Raw genomic sequence first — 18280 nt, forward strand, 5'->3', positions numbered from 1 at the left:
GCAGCCGATGCCCTCGATCGCCCAGCGCCTCAGTTCGTCCTGCCTCGCCGCGGCCATCGCCGTCACGGCGCCGGCGGGCATGGCCATGGCGCAGCCGTCGCCGGGGGCCCCAGGCGCGGCACCGCTGCAGACCGATCTCGCGCCTCTGGCCAGCGAGCCGCAGCGCCGGCGCCGGCATATCCCGGGCGGCGCCGCCACGCCCTTCTTCACCTTGCCGGACGGCGCCCTGCCGTTCGCGCCGCAGGCCGGCACCAATCCGGCGCTGCAATTGCCGGGCGCGCCGCCGCAGCCCAATATCGTGCCGCAATTCACCGACCGGACACCGGTGAATTTCGACGCCCGCTACAAGGCCAACGGCCAATATGTCCGCGGCGGCCTGCACTGGCGTGTCTTCGCCGATCAGCCCGAGGCCAACGGCGCCTTCGCGCTGATCACCGAATCGCGCGACGCGGCACCGACCTTCGGGCTCAGGCCCGGCTCCTATATCGTGCATATTTCCTTCGGCACGGTGGCGCAGGCGCAGCGGGTCGAGATCGGCACCGGGCCGTTCCGCCAGACCATCGTGCTGAATGCCGGCGCGCTGAAACTGGTCGGCAAGGTCGGCGAGCGCGAGATTCCCAATGCCCGGCTGGCCTTCGACATCTTCGCCGGCGGCCTGTTCGACGGCGGCGAGCCGCGCCTCGTCATGCGCCAGGCGCCGGCCGGCGACCTGATCGCGCTGACCGAGGGCACCTATCACATCGTCTCCGTCTATGGCGACGCCAACGCCACCATCCGCGCCGATATCCGCATTCGCGCCGGCCAGGTGACGGACGCGACCATTCACCACCGCGCCGCCAATGTCAGCCTGCGGCTGGTGCAGGGCCGCGAAGGCGGCGAGCCGATCGGCAATGCCGCCTGGACCGTGCTGACGCCGGGCGGCGACGTGATCAAGGAATCGATCGGCGCCTTCCCCTCCATGGTGCTGCAGGAAGGCGAATATCTCGCCATCGCCCGCCACGAGGGCCGCGTGTTCAACCGGAAATTCCAGGTCGAAGCCGGCAAGGACCTGCAGCTTCAGGTCGTCGCGCGGTAGGACTCACTGCGACGGGGATGGCCGTCCTTCGAGGAAGGCGCCGGAGCCACCACCTTTGCCTCTCCCCGGCGGGGAGAGGTCGGCGCGTCAGCACCGGGAGAGGGGGAGTAGAGCTTTCCGAACAAGGCGTTACCTGCTTCGCATGATGCGTGTTCGATGAGCGCCGCGCCCCCTCTCCCGACCTTTCGCTACGCTCAAGGCCGACCTCTCCCCGCCGGGGAGAGGTCAAGGTTGTGGTTCTCGTGCAAGCCTCGAGGGACGGCTGTCCCTGATGCAAGGCTCGGCTCCCCCAAACAACAAGGGCCCCGGTTTTCACCAAGGCCCCTGCTCATTCCACGATCACGCAGCCCGGGCCCGCCGGATATCCGGCGGGGTCGCTTCGTCGGTCAAGGTTGCGACGATCTGTTCGAGGCTGACCGTCTCCTGGGCCTGCGAGCCGAGCCGGCGCACTGAAACGGTGCGTTCGGCCGCCTCCTTCTTGCCGACCGCCAGGATGACCGGCACCTTGCCGAGCGAGTGCTCGCGCACCTTGTAGGAGATCTTCTCGTTGCGCAGGTCGGCATCGGCCCTGAGACCTGCCTTGCGGCAGGCGGCGAGCACTTCCAGGCCGTAATCGTCGGCTTCCGAGGTGATCGGGCAGATCACCACCTGTTTCGGGGCGAACCAGAACGGGAAGTGGCCGGCGAAGTTCTCGATGAGAATGCCGATGAAACGCTCCATCGAGCCGCAAATGGCCCGATGGATCATCACCGGCGTGGTCTTCTCGCCGTCGGCGCCGATATAGAAGGCGCCGAACCGCTCCGGCAGGTTGAAATCGACCTGGGTGGTGCCGCATTGCCAGTCGCGGCCAATGGCGTCACGCAGCACATATTCGAATTTCGGCCCGTAGAACGCGCCCTCGCCCGGGTTGATCGAGGTCTTGATGCGGTTGCCGGAGCGTTCGGCAATGGTCTTCAGCACCTCGCCCATGACAGCCTCGGCGCGATCCCACATGGCGTCGGTGCCAACCCGCCGTTCCGGCCGGGTCGACAGCTTCACCACGATCTCGTCGAAGCCGAAATCGGCATAGGTGGTCAGGATCAGCTCGTTGATGCGGATACATTCCGCCGCCATCTGCTCGTCGGTGCAGAAGACGTGGGCATCGTCCTGGGTGAAGCCGCGCACGCGCATCAGGCCATGCAGGGCGCCGGACGGCTCGTAGCGATGTACCGCACCAAATTCCGCAAGTTTCATCGGTAGATCGCGGTAACTCTTCAAGCCATGCTTGAAGATCTGGACGTGGCCCGGACAGTTCATCGGCTTGATCGCGAACCAGCGCTTGTCCTCGGCCTCGTCGCCGGCGGACTGGGCCGCGAACATGTTCTCGCGATACCATTCCCAGTGGCCGGAGGTCTCCCACAGCGACTTGTCGAGCAGCTGCGGCGCGTTGACCTCCTGGTAGTCCATCTCATTGAGGCGGCGGCGCATATAGGCGACCAGGTTCTGGAACATGGTCCAGCCCTTGGCGTGCCAGAACACGACGCCCGGCCCCTCCTCCTGGAAATGGAACAGGTCCATTTCGCGGCCGAGCTTGCGGTGGTCCCGCTTCTCGGCCTCTTCGAGCATATGGGTATAGGCCTTCAGTTCCTCGTCGGTACGCCAGGCGGTGGCGTAGATGCGGGTCAGCATCGGGTTCTTGGCGTCGCCGCGCCAATAGGCGCCGGCCACCTTCATCAGCTTGAAGGAATTGCCGATCTGGCCGGTCGAGGCCATGTGCGGGCCGCGGCAGAGGTCGAACCAGCCGCCCTGGTCGTAGAGCTTGATCTCCTGGTCGGCGGGGATCGCCCCGACCAGCTCGACCTTGAAGGTCTCGCCCTTGTCCTTGAAGATCTGCACCGCCTCGTCGCGCGACACCACACGCTTGGTGAACGGCTTGTTGGCGGCGATGATCTTGCGCATCTCGGCTTCGATCGCGCCGAAATCCTCGGGCGTGAACGGCTCGTTGCGGAAGAAGTCGTAATAGAAGCCGTTCTCGATCACCGGACCAATGGTCACCTGGGTGCCGGGCCACAGCTTCTGGACGGCCTCCGCCATGACATGGGCGGCGTCGTGGCGGATCAGCTCGAGCGCCTCGGCGCTCTCGCGCGAGACGAACTCGATCGCGGCGTCCTTGAGGATGGGATCGCCGAGGTCGGCGACGACGCCGTCGAGCTTGACGGCGATGGATCGCTTGGCGAGCGACGGGGCAATGGCTTTGGCGACGTCGAGGCCGGTCGCTCCGGCATCGTAGGACCGTTTGGCGCCATCGGGAAAGGTCAGCACGGGCATGGAATTCTCCTCTCACTCCTGCCGACGGAGCAGGTAAGGGGTTGGACAAAGGGTTGAATCCGTCAGCCGGACTTGCCGTACACGGGCGCGGCATACGGTCGACGGAGGAGGCTGGGATAGCGGAGCCCGGCGGCCAGGGCAACATGCCAGGCGCGCGATCGGCCTTTCCCGCGGCCCCCGCCACGGCTAGCCTTGCGCCGATGCGGTCAACCCTCGCCCTGTTCGTCGGTCTCGCGACGTGCCTCTGGCAGGCGCCGGCGGCCCGTGGCGAGACCATGCCGCCGCCGCCCGTGGCTGGTGAGGCGCCCGCCATCCGCCCGGCCCCGCAAGCGATGATCCCGATGACCTTCACCCGCATGACCGGCGAGCCGGGCGTCTGCGGGCCCGGCTGCTCGGAATGGATCGCCGCCGAGGGTGTGATCCTGCCCGGCACGGTGGTCAGCTTCGCGGCCTTGGCGGAGCAGCTCGGCAAGACCAGGCCGCCCGTGGTCATCCATTCCGAGGGCGGCATCGTCGATGTCGCCATGGCGCTCGGCCGGATCGTCCGGCGCGCCAGGCTCGACACGATCGTGGCGCGCACCGACCGGTCCGGGGCGAGCCCGGCCCTGGCGCTGGACGGCGCCTGCCATGGCGCCTGCCTCTACCTCCTGGTGTCGGGCGTGGCGCGGGCGGCGGCGCCCGGCGCGATCATTTCGATCAGCCCGATCGACTTCCGCCATCCGGCCGGCGGCGTGTTGCCGGACGCGCTCCGGCAGAAGCTGATCGCCGCGACGCTCGAGCGGGTGCGCAGCTATTTCGGCGATATGGGGCTCGATCCGGCCCTCGGCGACCTGATGGACGGCGAACAGAACGAGCTATTCTATCCGGAACGCGGCCTTCTCGAAGGTTACGGCATCATCACCCGCGATCAGGGCTTCTGACCGGCATCCACCGCGTCACAGGCCGGCCCGCCCTTGCGCCAGCGCCAATGGCCGTAACGCCAGGGCCGGAACCAGCGCGCGCCGAGAGGCAGGATCAGCGGCGGGTTGTCGATGCCCGACGTGCCGAGCGGATGGCAGCGGCAAAGCCGGGCCACCCCCATCCAGCCGCCGGCCCACAGGCCGTGGCGCATCACCGCCTCGTCCATATAGGCAGAGCAGCTCGGCAGGTGCCGGCACCAGCGGCCGACCAGCATGGAAATGCTCAGCTGATAGCCGCGCAGCAGCGCATGGCCGGCAAGCCGCGGCCAGCGGCGCGGGTGCTTGTCGTCGAACAGCCGGTCGATATCGGAGCGTGCCATGCGGCTTTTTAGCATGCGCGCGCCCATCCGGCGTTGAAGCCGGCGTGCCCTGTCTCTATCGATAATGCATGACCAGAGCTTATGATCTCGCCGTTGTCGGTGCCGGCATTCTCGGCCTCGCCCATGCATTGGCGGCCGCCCGTCTCGGCAAACGTGTCATCGTGCTGGACAAGGACAGCCAGGCCAATGGCGCCTCGATCCGCAATTTCGGCCTGGTGACGGTCACCGGCCAGCAACGCGGACTGACCTGGCGCCGGGCCACGCGATCGCGCGACGTCTGGGCCGAGATCGCACCCAAGGCCGGCATCGCGGTCGAACATCGCGGCGTCGCAATCGCGGCCAGCCGGCCGGAGGCGGTGCCGGTGCTGGAAGCCTTCATGGCGACCGAGATGGCCGAGAATTGCCGGATCGCCACGCCGGCCGAGGCGGCGAAGCGCGTTCCGGCCCTGCGCACGGAGGCCCTGAAGGCGGTGCTCCTGTCGGAGGGCGCCCTCAGGGTCGAGAGCCGGACGGCGATCCCCAAGCTCGCGCGCCATCTCGCGGAAGCCCATGGCGTGGTTTTCCAGCGCGGCACGACGGTCACCGCCGTCGAGCCGCCCCGGATCCAGACCTCGGCCGGCCCGGTCGCGGCGGAAACCGCCATCGTCTGCCCGAACGACGACTTCCTGACCCTGTTCCCCGAGCGTATCGCCGCGCGCGGGCCGACCAAGTGCAAGCTGCACATGCTGCGGGTCAGGCCGGAACAGCCGGTCGGATTCGGCGCCGCCGTCATGTCGGATTTCGGCCTTGCCCGTTATGAGGGCTTCGCCGCCCTGGCCGAGGCCGAAGCCCTGAAAGCCCGGCTCGCCGCCGAACGGCCGGACATGCTCGCCAACGGCATCCATCTGATCGTCGTGCAATCGGCCGACGGTTCGCTCGTCGTCGGCGACAGCCATCATTACGGCGCGACGCCCGATCCTTTCGCCTCCACCGCCGTCGACGACCTGATCATGGGCGAATGCGACGCGGTGCTCGCTTTGCCCGGCCGGCGGATCGTCGAGCGCTGGACCGGCATCTATCCGTCCGGCCCTGATGTCATGTTCATGGACGCCCCGCGCCCCGACGTGCGGCTGGTCATGGTGACCGGCGGCACGGGCGCCTCGACCTCCTTCGCCATCGCCGAAGAGACGATCGCCGACCTCTATGGGCTGGCGCCACCGGCGCATGCCGTGGCGGTGTGAGGGACCGGACTGAGCGGCCCCTGTGCGGCAGATCGCATTGCACGGGAAGCACAACCCCACCTCTCCCCGGCGGGGAGAGGTCGGCGCGCGAGCGCCGGGAGAGGGGGAATAGAATTGTCCGAACAAGCCTTGCGCTCGTCGCGCGGAGCCTTCTCGTCTCGCGTTTTGCCCCCTCTCCCGGCCTTCGGCCGACCTCTCCCCGCCGGGGAGAGGTAAAAGGAGTGGTACCGGCGCTTCTGATGACGGGTCAACCGGAGTGCAAGGTTTTCGCCGGGTCGCGGTTCGGGCGTCCCTTCCCGGCCTACTCCGCCGCCTGGGGGCTGCGGGCCGCTTCGATCTTGCCGATGGCGTCGACCACGGCGTCGAAGGTCAGCAGCGTCGAGGCATGGCGCGCCTTGTAGTCGCGCACCGGCTCGAGCACGGCGATATCGGACCATTTTCCCGCCGGCGGCGCGCCGTTCTCCTTCAGCATGCGCCTGACCGTCTCGCGCAGGCTCCGGAGCTCCTCCGCCGTCGAGCCCACGACATGGCGCGCCATGATCGAGGACGAGGCCTGGCCGAGCGCACAGGCCTTCACGTCATGGGCGAAATCGGTGACCCGGTCGCCATCCATGGCGAGATCGACGACCACCGTCGAGCCGCATAGTTTCGAGTGGGCGGTGGCGCTCGCCTGGGGCGCCGCGAGACGGCCGAGCCGCGGGATGTCGGCGGCCAGTTCGAGGATGCGCTTGTTGTAGATGTCGTCGATCACGGTTGCGGTTCCCTGCGGCCGCAACATGAACAATTGTTCATGGGCCGTTCAGATGCCTCCATCATATATGCCTCCCGTGTCGACATGGAACCCCGGGCCAAGCCGGGGCGTTGCACCGGCGATAGCGGGCATGCATTTCGTCCACCCTCGATCCTCTCTCCTCGACAGTAACAGCCTGCCCCGGACCGCCGAATAACGAAGTCGTTGGGAACGTCCCTCTACCGGAGTTGAGTCATGGATGCCGTCGTTACGACCCTTCCCGTGCACAAGGGTCCCGAGGCGAAGCGTCACCGTCGTCCGACGCGGGAGGAGGCCGAAGCCGCGGTCCGCACGCTGATCGAGTGGATTGGCGACGATCCCGACCGCGAGGGCCTTGTCGATACCCCGCGCCGCATGGCGAAGTCCTGGGAGGATCTGTTCCGCGGCTATGGCCAGTCGGCCGCGGACGAACTGGGCACGGTGTTCGAGGAGGTCGGCGGTTACGGCGACGTCGTGCTGGTGCGCGACATCCCGTTCTTTTCGCATTGCGAGCACCATATCGTGCCGATCCAGGGCAAGGCGCATATCGCCTATTACCCGCGCGACGGCGTGGTCGGCCTGTCCAAGCTCGCCCGGGTGGTCGATATCTTCGCCCGCCGCCTGCAGACGCAGGAGAACATGACCGCCGAGATCGTCGCCGCCATCGAGGAGAGCCTCAGCCCCCGCGGGCTCGCCGTGCTGGTCGAGGCCGAGCACATGTGCATGTCGATGCGCGGCGTGCAGAAACAGGGCGTCTCGACCATCACCACCGGATTCACCGGGCTGTTCAAGGCGGACGCCACCGAACAGGTCCGGTTCATGACGATGATCCGCGGGTTCAAGGGGTAAGAAGCAAATGGTGAGTGGCGAATAGCGAATGGGGATGGGGATGAAGTGAAACGCCTCCCGCGAAGACGCGGGCGAGCGTTTCGCGCGACCCTATCCCCTACGCGCCATTCGCTGCTCGCACTTCGCCCGCTTCAAAGCGTCAACGCTTCCCCGACCTTCGGCACCGCCACCTTGGTCTTCGAGCCGCCCATGGCGCCGACGAACTTGTCGGCGGTCTGGTCGATCATCGGGAAGGTGCCGTAGTGGCAGGGCACGACGGTTTCGAAATTGAAGAACTTGCGGCAGGCGAAGGCGGCGGCATCGCCACCCATGGTGAAGCGGTCGCCGATCGGCACCAGGGCCAGAGAAGGCTTGTGATATTCCGCGATCAACGCCATGTCCGGCATCATGTCGGTATCGCCCATGGCATAGAGGTTGGGCCCGCCCTTGACCTTGATCACCAGGCCATTGGGATTGCCGAGCGCCTGGCTGATGCCGTCGTGGAAATCGCAGGACGAATGCAGCGCGTTGGTGAGCGACACGGTGAAGTCACCCTGGTCGGTGGTGCCGCCGCAATTCATCGGGTCGAAGGCCTTCAGGCCCTTGGACGCCAGCACCATGCACAGGTCGAAATTGGTCACCACCTTGGCGCCGGTCTCGGCCGAAATCGCCAGGCTGTCGCCGACATGGTCGGAATGGCCGTGGGTGAGCAGCACATGGGTGGCGCCGGCAATGGCCTCGGCGCGGTTGCCGGTGAATGACGGGTTGCCGGTCAGGAAAGGATCGATCAGCACGATCGATGTGCCGAACTCGAGCCGAAAGGCGGAATGGCCGAACCAGGTGAGTTTCATCGGGCGTCTCCTCATGCGGTAGGACGTGCCAAGCGGTAGGACTTGGTCCGGTTCGGCAGTATAGAGGCCGCGGGGACGGTCACAACGCATCGTCGAGGATGGGCAGCAGCATGGCGATCGTGGAACTGGTCCAAATCAGGGCCCTGGTCGGCAAGGGCTTGCGGGTGATGGGCCTGGACCTCGGCACCAAGACCATCGGGCTGGCGCTCTCCGACGTGAACTGGACGATCGCGACGCCGCTGGAAACGATCCGGCGGGTGAAATTCACGCCCGATGTCGAGGCGCTGCTGGGCCTGGCGGCCAGGCACGACGTCGGCGCGCTCTTGATCGGCCTGCCGAAGAACATGGACGGCACCGAGGGGCCGCGGGCGCAGTCGACCCGCTCCTTCGTGCGCAATCTGGTGCCGAAGACGCCTTTGCCGATCGTGTTCTGGGACGAGCGCATGTCGACCCAGGCCGTCACCCGCACCTTGCTCGCCGCCGATGCCTCACGGGCAAGGCGCGCCGAGCTGGTCGACAAGATGGCGGCCGCCTTCATCCTGCAGGGGGCGCTGGACCGGCTGGGTTATGGGGAAATCGGAGAAGCGAATAGCGAATAGCGAATGGGGAAGGAGGTGCGCCCGCGACTCAGGCTCGTCTTCCCCGTTCGCCATTCGCCCTAACGAAGGTCCACCGGACGCGGCAGCATCTCGGTGATCTGAACGCCGATGCGATTGCCGTTGATCACCACCTGGCCACGGGCGATCGGCATGTCGTTGGCGAGGATTTGCACCTCGTCGTCCTCCGTGGCATCGAGTTCGATGATGGCGCCACGCGCCATGCGCAGCATCTGGTGGATGGGCATTTTCGTCGTGCCGAGGACCACCGAGATGTCGAGGGATACAGTTTCGATTTGCGCCATGAATGCACCATGCAGGAATGGCGTTAACAGACCATGATCATGGTGAACGAGTGGTAAATTCCCGCGAGGATTTGGCCGGAACGATGCTGCCGGCGGACGGCTCCGCGCCGGTCGAATGGTTGATCGCGCCGGCGCCTGTCGCCTACGAGGACGCGCTGGCCGAGATGGACCGGCACGTGCAGGCGATTTCCGAAGGCCGGGCCGCCGAGCGCATCTGGCTCATCGAACATCCGCCGCTCTATACCGCCGGTACCAGTGCCCGCGGCACCGGCCTGATCGACGCCCGCTTTCCGGTGTTCGAGGCTGGCCGCGGCGGCCAGATGACCTATCACGGCCCGGGCCAGCGGGTCGCCTATGTCATGCTCGACCTGAACCGGCGCCGGCGCGATCTCCGGGTCTTCGTGGCCGCGCTGGAATCCTGGATCATCGCGACGCTCGCCGGTTTCAATGTCCGTGGCGAGCGGCGCGAGGACCGCGTCGGCGTCTGGGTGAAGCGGCCCGAAAAGGGCCCCGGACATGAAGACAAGATCGCCGCGATCGGCATCCGGGTGAAGCGCTGGGTGACGCTGCACGGCATTTCGCTGAATGTCGAACCGGATCTCGGCCATTTCGACGGCATCGTCGCCTGCGGCATCCAGGATCCGCGCTACGGCATCACCAGCCTGGTCGATCTCGGCCTGCCGGTGACCATGGAAGAGGTCGACACGGTGCTGCGGCAGAGCTTCGAGGAGCGATTCGGGAAGACGGTGGCGGTTTAGCGCATGAACCCTCGCCCGCGGGCGGGTGAGGATCGAGGTCCGCGCTCGTTCAAAGCGTGGGGCGGATTTCAAAACCCTGCGTGAGCCCCTCGCCCTCCGCCGCGCGCCGGTCGATGCGGTCGACCTTGGCGCCCAGCGGGCCGTTCATGGCCTCATTGATGGTGGCTTCCACCGCGGCCTCGTCGCCCGACAACACGGCCTCGACGGTCGTGTCGCGGCGGTTGCGCACCCAGCCATCGAGGCCACGCGCCGCGGCGTGGCGGCTGAGCCATTGCCGGTAGCCGACGCCCTGGACCCGGCCGGAAATGATCAGGTGGATGACCATGGCAGCATCGCCTCACGGGTCTTCAGCACGGCTTCCGCCGCGGTGATGAAATCGCGCTGCACCGGCACCGCGTCGCGGGTTTCCGACAGCAGCAGCTGGTAGACCATGTTGGAGCCGTGCAGGAAGCCGAGCTCGACGGCGGCGAGATAGAATTCCCACATGCGGGCGAAACGCTCGCCCTGCATGGCGACCACCTTGTCGCGCACGGCCTCGAAATTCTCGCGCCAGGCCTTGATGGTCCAATAATAGTGCAGCCGCAGCACTTCGCAGTCGTCGACCCAGAGCCCGGTCCGCTCGGTCGAGGCGAAGACCTCCGAGAGCGCCGGCACATAACCCCCGGGGAAGATATATTTGCGGATGAAGGGCGCGGTTGTGCCGGGCGGCGACATGCGGCCAATGGCGTGGATCATGGCGTAGCCGCCATCGTTCAGCAGGCGTTTCACGGTCGAGAAATAGTCGTCGAAATGATTGACGCCGACATGTTCCATCATGCCGACGGAGACGACCCGGTCGAAGCGCCCGGTGAGCTCGCGATAGTCCTTTTCGAAAAAGGTGACCCGGTCGGCGACGCCGGCCTGTCGGACGCGGTCCTTGGAGGCGGCGAGCTGGTCGGGCGAGACATTGATCGCGGTGACATGGACGCCGCAGACCGCGGCCAGATAGGTCGCAAGCCCACCCCAGCCCGAGCCGATCTCGGCGACGGTCATGCCCGGCTCGAGCCCGAGCTTGGCCGCGATGTGGCGCATCTTGGCGACCTGCGCGTCCTTCAGCGAGACGTCCGGCCGTTCGAAATAGGCGCAGGAATAGCTCATGGTCTCGTCCAGCCAGAGCTCGTAGAAGGCGCGCGGGTGGTCGTAGTGGCTCGACACATTGGCCGCGGCCTGCCCCACCTTGTTGGCCTGGTGCCGGCGCTTCAGGGCCCGCCAGACCTTGCGCAGGGCCTGCTGGACGGGATGGGAGCCGAGGCCCGAACGGTTGACCGAGAACAGCGTCAGCAGGTCGAGGACCTTGCCGCCGTTCTCGATCGTCAGCCGGCCGTCCATATAGGCTTCCGCCGAGGCGAGCTCCGGATTGAAGAACAGCTCGCGCTGCACCTTGGCGTCATGCAGCTTCACCGTCACGTCGGGGCCGCCGGCGCCCGAGCCGAAACTCTCGCGGCTGCCGTCGTGATGCAGAACGGTCAGGCGGCCGTTCTTCACGAAGCGGGAGAGAAGATGGGCAAGCATGCTCATGTCAGGTCTCAACCTCGAAAATCAGAACTCGGCGGCCAAAGCCACGCGTCCATTGCGACAGCCAAGTCTTAATTGCGAAAACCGTTCCGCGCGAGGCGGTCCAGTTGGGCGATATAGCCCGACGGCGGGTCCCAGGCGAGCGCCGGGCCCGGCCCGCCCGCGCCGGCGACGCCTGCCGGCCACGCGTGGCGCCATGCGCTGATGGCACTTGCCCTGCCAGCCCCGGCGTGATGCAAGTCGCCTCCCGCCATAACCTGTCCCATCCCATGTCCCCGATCGTCGCCAGCCTCGCCCCGGTTTTCCTGATCATCGTGCTCGGCGCGCTGCTGCGCGCCCGCGGCCTGATGGATGGCGGCGGCTGGAACGGGTTGGAACGGGCGACCTATTATGTGTTCTTTCCGGCCGTGATCATCATGACACTGGCCAAGGCCGACCTGCGCACCGTGCCGGTGATCGAGGTCGGCGTGGCCCTGATCGGCGCGATCCTGATCATGGCGGTGCTGCTGCTGGCGATGCGGCCCCTGCTCGCGCGGCTGTTCGACATGAACGGACCAGCCTTCACCTCGGTGTTCCAGGGCGCGACCCGCTGGAACTCCTTTGTCGCGATCGCGACCGCCGGCGCGCTGCACGCGACCGTCGGCCTGACGCTGACCGCGATCGCGGTGGCAGCGATGATCCCGCTGCTCAACGTGCTGGCGGTGATCATGCTGCAGCATTATGCCCAGGACCGCCCGGTGGTGCTGGGGCCGACGCTGAAGGCAATCGTCAGCAACCCGTTCATCTGGTCCTCGGCCATCGGCATCGTGGTCAATGCGCTGGGCCTGCCGGTTCCGGTCGTGATCATGCGTTTCGGCGATATCCTGGGCTCGGCTGCGCTCGGTGCCGGGCTGTTGCTGGTCGGCGCCGGCCTCGACGTCAAGGCGGCGCTCAAGCCCAGCGCGCTGACCTGGCTCTGCTGCGTGCTGAAGCTCGTGCTGATGCCGGCCATGGTCGGCGCCATCGCCATGGCGCTGGGCGTCTCCGGCGTGCCGCTGCAGGTGGCCGTGCTCTGCGCCGCCATGCCGACCGCGTCGGGCTCCTACATCCTCGCCCGCCACATGGGCGGCGACGCGCCGCTGATGGCGGAGATCCTCACCGTCCAGACCCTGGTGGCTGTGGTGACCATACCGCTGGCGCTCGGGCTGGTGAGCTAAGGCACGCTGGTGACGCCTCGTCTTGCCCGGGCTTGTCCCGGGCATCCACGTCTTCTCTCCGGCCAAGACGAGAACCATCCTTCACGGGAGCGCCTCGCGCCGTCGCGAACGATGAAGGCCGTGGTCACGGCTCGATCGGCCCCGGCTTGCCCTGACCCCAAAAAAGAAGCGCGGCCTCTCGACCGCGCTCCTCTTCATGCTCATGTGCCGTGACGTCCCGGGATCAATCCCAGTCGTGCATGTTGCTGCCCGGCGTGTAGAAATTGCGAGCCGGACGCTGGTAGTAGACGCGCGGCGGCGGCGCCTCGTCGTAGTAATAGGCGCGCGGAGCCGGGGCGTAATAGCCGCCGCCGTAATAGCGCTCGCGCGGATAATAGGCGGGCTCCTCGTAGCGACGGTTCTGCGAGGCGATCGCGGCACCGGCGGCAAGGCCGATAATGCCGAGCGCGATGCCGGCGCCGACGGCAGCGCCCCGGTCGCCACCGCGGTAATAGTGGCGGCGATACTGAGCGGAAGCCGGCGTGACGCTGGCGGCAACGCCCGCAGTGATCACGAGGCCGGCCACGAGGGCCTTCAGGCCCCGGGATTTGAAAGCATTGGTCAGCATTGTCATGCCCCTTCGCGTTTGTCTGGAAGCTCCGTGGCGCGTCGCGCCTCGACTTCAAGCTCCCTTCCTCAACGTTCCCGGAGACTAGCGGTTCCCCTTTGAACCCTGGCTGAACGGACAGTGACGATATCGTGGCGTGCCGATGAACGGCTGTTCATGGAATTTCAGGTATCCACAGCCCATTTCAGAGGTTTTCCGGGACCGCCGAGATGATCACGAAGGCTTGCGCCATCGGATAGTCGTCGGTGATCGTCAGGTCGACCTGGGCGCGGTAGCCGGCCGGTGTGATGGCCTTCAGGCGCTCGAGCGCGCCATTGGTCAGAACCATGGTCGGTTTGCCGGAAGGCAGGTTCGCCACGCCCATGTCGCGCCAGAACACGCCCTGCCGGATGCCGGTGCCAAGCGCCTTGCAGCAAGCCTCCTTGGCGGCGAAACGCTTGGCATAGGTCGCGGCGCGATGGGCCCGGCCCTCGGCCTTGGCGCGCTCCAGATCGGTGAACAGCCGATGGGTGAAGCGTTCGCCGTGGCGTTCCAGCGATTTCTCGATACGCCTGATATCGCAGAGATCGGAGCCGATCCCGAGAATCATCTCAAGCTTTCCTGAGCGCGAGACCGGTGAGGACGAGGCCGCCGGCGCTCAGCGCCAGCCCGAGCAGAACCAGGGGAATACGCTCCTTCGGCGGATCGTCGAGCACGATGACGTCCTCGCAGGTCGTGCCCGGAACCAGGCTGAGCGTCTCGAAGATCGGCTTGCCGTCGGGGGCATGCCGGTATTGCGGCAGGTCGATGCGGCAATCCTGGACCATGGGACCGATCCGCCGCTCGAAGACATAGGCCGGCACCGAAACCGTGTCGCGCGAGGAATGGGTGACCACCGACGACACCCAGCGCGCCGTGACCGCCTGCGTGCGGTCGGCGCGCCAATAGTGCCAGAGCGGCCAGACATTGGGCAGGAGCACGACCAGGCCGAGCACGACCACGAACAGGCCGACCAGCAGCTTGGTGCGCCCCGGCGCCAGTTCGGATGTGGCTTGGGTCAAGCCTTGGCTCCCTGAATGCCGCGCGAGCCCGGCTTGACCGGCGGCAGCGCCGCGAGTTCCGGCGGCAGCGCATCGGCGGCGAAGTCGGGCACGAACCAGGACAGCAGCGAGACCAGGGGCACGCCGACATCGACCTTGCCGCCGGAGCGGTCGACGAGAACGGCCGCGCCGACCGTGATGCCAGGGTGGCCCTCGATGGCGGTCAGGCATTCGCGGGTCGAAAGGCCGGTCGTGACGATGTCCTCGACAACAAGGACACGCGCGCCCTTGGGGATCTCGAAGCCGCGGCGCAGCTTGAACTGGCCGCCCTCGCGCTCGACGAAGATCGCCTTGGCGCCGAGCTGGCGGGCCGTTTCATAACCCGGCACGATGCCGCCGACCGCCGGCGAGACCACATAATCGACCGCGCCGAAGGTCGCCTGCACCTTGGCGGCCAGCGCCGCGCAAAGCCGGGCGGTGCGCTCGGGATCCATGAAGACGAACATCTTCTGCAGGAAGACCGGGCTGCGCCGGCCCGAGGACAGGATGAAATGGCCTTCGAGAAGGGCGCCCGCGGCGCGGAATTCGGCGAGCACGTCGTCGGGTGTCATGAGCGTTTCAGATTCCGTTTGAACTTCGGGGATCAACGCCGAACGATCTGCCGTGTCAACCATTCTTGGTGCAGTCAGACGTTTTCACCTTGGCCGGCGGCAGAACGCACGACGTCATCCCCGGCCGAGCGAAGCGAGGGGAAGGGGATCCAGGGGCCGCCTGGCGACGCCTTCAGCGCATGAAATCGCTCGGCAGGTGATCTCGTCCCGGGGGCGCGCAGCGGCGCGGACATTGCTCGGCAACCCTGGATCCCCTTCCCCTCGCCTCCGCAGAAGCAAGGGCTTCTGCTCCGGCTCGGCCGGGGATGACGGAGAGATCCTTCGGCTATCGTTCCACCCGGCATCGCCTGCGGGACCGGCCCTCTCCCTCACTCGAACACCCGCAGCGCATCGGCGGCGACCGGCAGGCTCTTGATGCCGCCGATGATGGCGTTCAGGTGCTTCAGGTCCCAGACCTCCAGATCGATCATCACGTCGGTGTAGTCGGCGGTTTTCCGGTGCATGCGGAGATTGTCGATATTGCCATCATTGTCGGCGATGACCTGGGTGATGCGGGCGAGCGAACCGGGCTCGTTGCGCGATTTCACCGCGATGCGCACGGGATAGCGCGACGGCTTGGTCTCGTCGACGTCCCAGCGCACGTCGAGCCAGCGCTCGGGCTCGTTGTCATAGGCCGCCAGCGCCGGCGACTGGATCGGGTAGATGGTGATCCCCTCGCCCGGCGTCATGATGCCGACGATGCGATCGCCGGGCACGGCGCCGCCATCGGCGGCGAAGCGCACCGGCAGGTCGAAATTGATGCCGCGAATCGGGATCGCGCCCTCGGTCTCCGGCACCTGGAATTTCAGCTCGCTGGCCCCGCCGACGCCGAACCAGTCTTCCGTCGGTTTCGGCCCGAGCGCGACCGGCCCCTTGAAGTCGGGATGGACCGCCTTCAGCACGTCGTCGGGCGGGATCTCGTCGCGGCCGACCGCCCAATAGACGTCCTCGACGGAGGCGCGCGCCAGGCGCTTCAGGCCCGGCTTGATCAATTCGTCGGAGAACGGCTTGCCGGCGCGGGTGAACAGGTTCTGCACGATGCGTCGGCCGAGCTCGAGATATTGCGAGCGGGTCGCGGCCCGGGTGGCGCGGCGGATCGCCGAGCGGGCGCGGCCGGTGACCACGATGCTCTCCCAGGCCGGCGACGGCGTGGCATTGGCATCGGTGATGATCTCGACCTCGTCGCCGTTCTGCAGCTCGGTCACCAGCGGCCGCTCGACGCCGTTGATGCGGGCGCGCGAGCAGTGATTGCCGATATCGGTATGAACCGCATAGGCGAAATCGATGCAGATCGCCTTGCGCGGCAGCGCGATCAGCCGGCCCTTGGGCGTGAAGCAATAGACCTGGTCGGAGAACAGCTCGAGCTTGGTGTGCTCGAGGAACTCTTCCGGGTTGGAGCCATGGGCCAGCGTCTCCACCGTGTAGCGCAGCCAGGCATAGGCCTTGCTCTCGTTCTCAAAACTCGAGAGCTCGGCGCCGTCCTTGTAGAGCGCATGGGCCGCGATGCCATATTCGGCGATCTCGTGCATGGCGCGGGTGCGGATCTGCATCTCGACGCGCTGGCTGCCGGGCCCGATCACGGTGGTGTGGATCGAGCGGTAGTCATTGGCCTTGGGCGTCGAGATATAGTCCTTGAAACGCTGCGGCACCGCCGGCCAGGTGGTGTGGATGACGCCGACCGCGCGATAGCAGTCGGGCAGGCTCTCGACCACCACGCGGAAGCCGACGATATCGGACAGCTGCTCGAACGAGACCGACTTGCGCTCCATCTTCCGGTAGATCGAATAGGGCTTCTTCTCGCGTCCCGAGACCTCGGCCGTGATGCCCTGGCCGGCGAGCTTGCCGGTCAGCTGCGTCTCGATCTCGGCGATGGCCTTGGCATTGGCCTCGCGCTGCCGGTCGAGCCGGGCGGTGAGCGCGGCATGGGCTTCCGGATTGATCTGGCGGAACGACAGGTCCTCCAGCTCCTCGCGCATGTCGTGCATGCCCATGCGGCCGGCGAGCGGAGCATAGATGTCGAGGGTTTCCTGGGCGATCCGGTCGCGCTTGGCGGGCGGCACATAGTGCAGCGTGCGCATGTTGTGCAGCCGGTCGGCGAGCTTGACCAGCAGGACACGGACATCGGAGGTGATCGCCAGCAGCAGCTTGCGCAGGTTTTCCGCCTGCACCGCCTGCTTGGAGACGAGGTCGAGCTTCTTCAGCTTGGTCAGGCCGTCGACCAGTTCGGCGATGTTCTCGCCGAACTTCTCCCGGATATCCTCCTTGGTCGCGGCGGTATCCTCGATCGTGTCGTGCAGGAGGGCTGCGACAATGGTGGCGTCGTCGAGCTTCAGGTCGGTGAGGATCGCCGCGACTTCGAGCGGATGGGAAAAATAGGGATCGCCGGAGGCCCGTTTCTGGCTGCCATGGGCGAGCATGGCATAGACATAAGCCCGGTCGAGCAGCGCCTCGTCGGCCTTCGGGTTGTAGCGCTTGACGCGGTCCACCAGCTCGTATTGCCGCATCATGGGGTGAACATCTGCCTCGGGTCGGATAAGCCGGCGGAAGCGCCGTGGGATATGGATATCATCCCTTGGCATTGTTCCCACAAGGCAAGGGCTAAAAAAGCCGGAAACAGGGCAGATCTGCGAACCTCTGGCGGCAAATAAAAAGGGCGGCCAATGGCCGCCCCGGTCGTCTCCACCGATGAGGGCGCGACTCACATGCCGTCGTCTTCGTCGGTATCCTCCGGCGGCTTCAGGCCTTCGAGGCCGCGCAGCAGGTCCTCTTCGCTCATCCGGTCGAGCGCCACGTCGTCGTCGCGATCGCCGCCGCCCGAGGACGCGATCATCGGCACCGCATCCGGCTCCGGCTCGTCGACCTCGACATATTTCTGCAGCGAATGGATCAGGTCTTCCTTGAGGTCGTCGGGCGAAACGGTCGCATCGGCGATCTCGCGCAGGGCCACGACCGGGTTCTTGTCGCGATCGCGATCGATCGTCAGCGGCGCGCCGGCGGCGAGCATGCGCGCGCGGTGGCTGGAGAGCAGCACCAGCTCGAACCGGTTGTCGACCTTTTCAATGCAGTCTTCGACGGTGACGCGAGCCATCGGTTATCCTTTTGGGAACGCCTTGCAATCAGGCGGATGTCCGGAAAGCTGGGCTGTATAGACGTGTCGGGGCTTCGAGACAAGTCTCGATGTCGGGCTGGTCCCGGCGGGCGATTGATGCACCAGGCATCCCGCGCGGATGATTCGTGTCTCGCCCGGGCTTGTCCTTGATACCCAA

At 66.6% G+C, this 18280-nt stretch carries 20 protein-coding genes; 7 read left to right on the top strand and 13 right to left on the bottom strand.

Annotated elements, in window-relative coordinates:
- The first annotated feature begins 7 nt into the window (after window positions 1-7).
- Entirely contained in the window at window positions 8-1075 is a 1068-nt protein-coding gene (locus AC07WJ_RS18805) for an RgsD C-terminal domain-containing protein (protein WP_494936142.1), read from the top strand.
- Window positions 1076-1414: 339 nt separating this feature from the next.
- Here the strand turns inward: AC07WJ_RS18805 and thrS are convergent, their stop codons facing one another.
- A complete protein-coding gene (thrS, locus tag AC07WJ_RS18810) occupies window positions 1415-3382 on the bottom strand; it encodes a threonine--tRNA ligase (protein ID WP_494936143.1) in 1968 nt (655 codons plus the stop codon).
- A 200-nt stretch (window positions 3383-3582) separates the two neighbouring features.
- On the opposite strand from thrS, the gene AC07WJ_RS18815 reads away from it, so the two are divergent.
- Window positions 3583-4302: a hypothetical protein gene (locus AC07WJ_RS18815; protein ID WP_494936144.1), complete on the top strand. Its 720-nt coding sequence runs from the start codon at window positions 3583-3585 to the stop codon at window positions 4300-4302.
- On the opposite strand, the gene yidD is transcribed toward AC07WJ_RS18815, so the two are convergent.
- Window positions 4290-4661 carry a membrane protein insertion efficiency factor YidD gene (yidD, locus tag AC07WJ_RS18820; protein WP_494936145.1) on the bottom strand — a complete coding sequence of 124 codons (372 nt, stop codon included), beginning with the start codon at window positions 4659-4661 and terminating at the stop codon, window positions 4290-4292. The two genes, AC07WJ_RS18815 and yidD, sit on opposite strands and share 13 nt — an antisense overlap.
- Before the next feature lie 68 nt (window positions 4662-4729).
- Here yidD and AC07WJ_RS18825 point away from each other — a divergent pair, with 68 nt between their 5' ends.
- Window positions 4730-5881 (top strand): TIGR03364 family FAD-dependent oxidoreductase, encoded by a 1152-nt coding sequence (locus AC07WJ_RS18825; protein WP_494936146.1) that lies wholly within the window; start codon window positions 4730-4732, stop codon window positions 5879-5881.
- A 301-nt stretch (window positions 5882-6182) separates the two neighbouring features.
- On the opposite strand, the gene AC07WJ_RS18830 is transcribed toward AC07WJ_RS18825, so the two are convergent.
- Window positions 6183-6632 carry an iron-sulfur cluster assembly scaffold protein gene (locus AC07WJ_RS18830; RefSeq protein WP_494936147.1) on the bottom strand — a complete coding sequence of 150 codons (450 nt, stop codon included), beginning with the start codon at window positions 6630-6632 and terminating at the stop codon, window positions 6183-6185.
- A 234-nt stretch (window positions 6633-6866) separates the two neighbouring features.
- Here AC07WJ_RS18830 and folE point away from each other — a divergent pair, with 234 nt between their 5' ends.
- A complete protein-coding gene (folE, locus tag AC07WJ_RS18835; RefSeq protein WP_494936148.1) occupies window positions 6867-7499 on the top strand; it encodes a GTP cyclohydrolase I FolE in 633 nt (210 codons plus the stop codon).
- Between the two features lie 131 nt (window positions 7500-7630).
- Here the strand turns inward: folE and AC07WJ_RS18840 are convergent, their stop codons facing one another.
- On the bottom strand, window positions 7631-8329 hold the full coding sequence (locus tag AC07WJ_RS18840) for a metal-dependent hydrolase (protein ID WP_494936149.1): 699 nt from the start codon (window positions 8327-8329) through the stop codon (window positions 7631-7633).
- A 110-nt stretch (window positions 8330-8439) separates the two neighbouring features.
- Here AC07WJ_RS18840 and ruvX point away from each other — a divergent pair, with 110 nt between their 5' ends.
- The gene (gene ruvX, locus AC07WJ_RS18845; RefSeq protein ID WP_494936150.1) at window positions 8440-8928 is read left to right on the top strand and encodes a Holliday junction resolvase RuvX; all 489 of its coding nucleotides are present in this window, start codon (window positions 8440-8442) and stop codon (window positions 8926-8928) included.
- Window positions 8929-8987: 59 nt separating this feature from the next.
- On the opposite strand, the gene AC07WJ_RS18850 is transcribed toward ruvX, so the two are convergent.
- The gene (locus tag AC07WJ_RS18850; protein WP_494936151.1) at window positions 8988-9230 is read right to left on the bottom strand and encodes a FliM/FliN family flagellar motor switch protein; all 243 of its coding nucleotides are present in this window, start codon (window positions 9228-9230) and stop codon (window positions 8988-8990) included.
- Between the two features lie 17 nt (window positions 9231-9247).
- On the opposite strand from AC07WJ_RS18850, the gene lipB reads away from it, so the two are divergent.
- The gene (lipB, locus tag AC07WJ_RS18855; RefSeq protein WP_494936257.1) at window positions 9248-9988 is read left to right on the top strand and encodes a lipoyl(octanoyl) transferase LipB; all 741 of its coding nucleotides are present in this window, start codon (window positions 9248-9250) and stop codon (window positions 9986-9988) included.
- A gap of 49 nt (window positions 9989-10037) precedes the next feature.
- Here the strand turns inward: lipB and AC07WJ_RS18860 are convergent, their stop codons facing one another.
- A complete protein-coding gene (locus tag AC07WJ_RS18860; protein ID WP_494936152.1) occupies window positions 10038-10313 on the bottom strand; it encodes an acylphosphatase in 276 nt (91 codons plus the stop codon).
- Window positions 10298-11545 (bottom strand): class I SAM-dependent methyltransferase, encoded by a 1248-nt coding sequence (locus AC07WJ_RS18865; RefSeq protein ID WP_494936153.1) that lies wholly within the window; start codon window positions 11543-11545, stop codon window positions 10298-10300. The genes AC07WJ_RS18860 and AC07WJ_RS18865 overlap by 16 nt, the downstream gene beginning before the upstream one ends.
- 266 nt (window positions 11546-11811) lie before the next feature.
- Here AC07WJ_RS18865 and AC07WJ_RS18870 point away from each other — a divergent pair, with 266 nt between their 5' ends.
- A complete protein-coding gene (locus AC07WJ_RS18870) occupies window positions 11812-12738 on the top strand; it encodes an AEC family transporter (protein WP_494936154.1) in 927 nt (308 codons plus the stop codon).
- A 223-nt stretch (window positions 12739-12961) separates the two neighbouring features.
- Here the strand turns inward: AC07WJ_RS18870 and AC07WJ_RS18875 are convergent, their stop codons facing one another.
- The 6 genes from AC07WJ_RS18875 to rpoZ all read right to left on the bottom strand — a co-directional run bounded on the left by AC07WJ_RS18875 (window position 12962) and on the right by rpoZ (window position 18102).
- Window positions 12962-13345 carry a hypothetical protein gene (locus AC07WJ_RS18875; RefSeq protein WP_494936155.1) on the bottom strand — a complete coding sequence of 128 codons (384 nt, stop codon included), beginning with the start codon at window positions 13343-13345 and terminating at the stop codon, window positions 12962-12964.
- Between the two features lie 184 nt (window positions 13346-13529).
- On the bottom strand, window positions 13530-13934 hold the full coding sequence (acpS, locus tag AC07WJ_RS18880; RefSeq protein WP_494936156.1) for a holo-ACP synthase: 405 nt from the start codon (window positions 13932-13934) through the stop codon (window positions 13530-13532).
- 1 nt (window position 13935) lies between these two features.
- Complete coding sequence (locus AC07WJ_RS18885; RefSeq protein WP_494936157.1) at window positions 13936-14385, bottom strand: hypothetical protein; 450 nt, start codon at window positions 14383-14385, stop codon at window positions 13936-13938.
- Entirely contained in the window at window positions 14382-14975 is a 594-nt protein-coding gene (gene pyrE, locus AC07WJ_RS18890) for an orotate phosphoribosyltransferase (protein ID WP_494936158.1), read from the bottom strand. The genes AC07WJ_RS18885 and pyrE overlap by 4 nt, the downstream gene beginning before the upstream one ends.
- Window positions 14976-15343: 368 nt before the next feature.
- Window positions 15344-17521: a RelA/SpoT family protein gene (locus tag AC07WJ_RS18895; protein WP_494936159.1), complete on the bottom strand. Its 2178-nt coding sequence runs from the start codon at window positions 17519-17521 to the stop codon at window positions 15344-15346.
- Window positions 17522-17712: 191 nt separating this feature from the next.
- Entirely contained in the window at window positions 17713-18102 is a 390-nt protein-coding gene (gene rpoZ, locus AC07WJ_RS18900; protein ID WP_494936160.1) for a DNA-directed RNA polymerase subunit omega, read from the bottom strand.
- Window positions 18103-18280: the final 178 nt, after the last annotated feature.

Source organism: Phreatobacter sp. GW821-FHT04C01 (assembly GCF_059420385.1).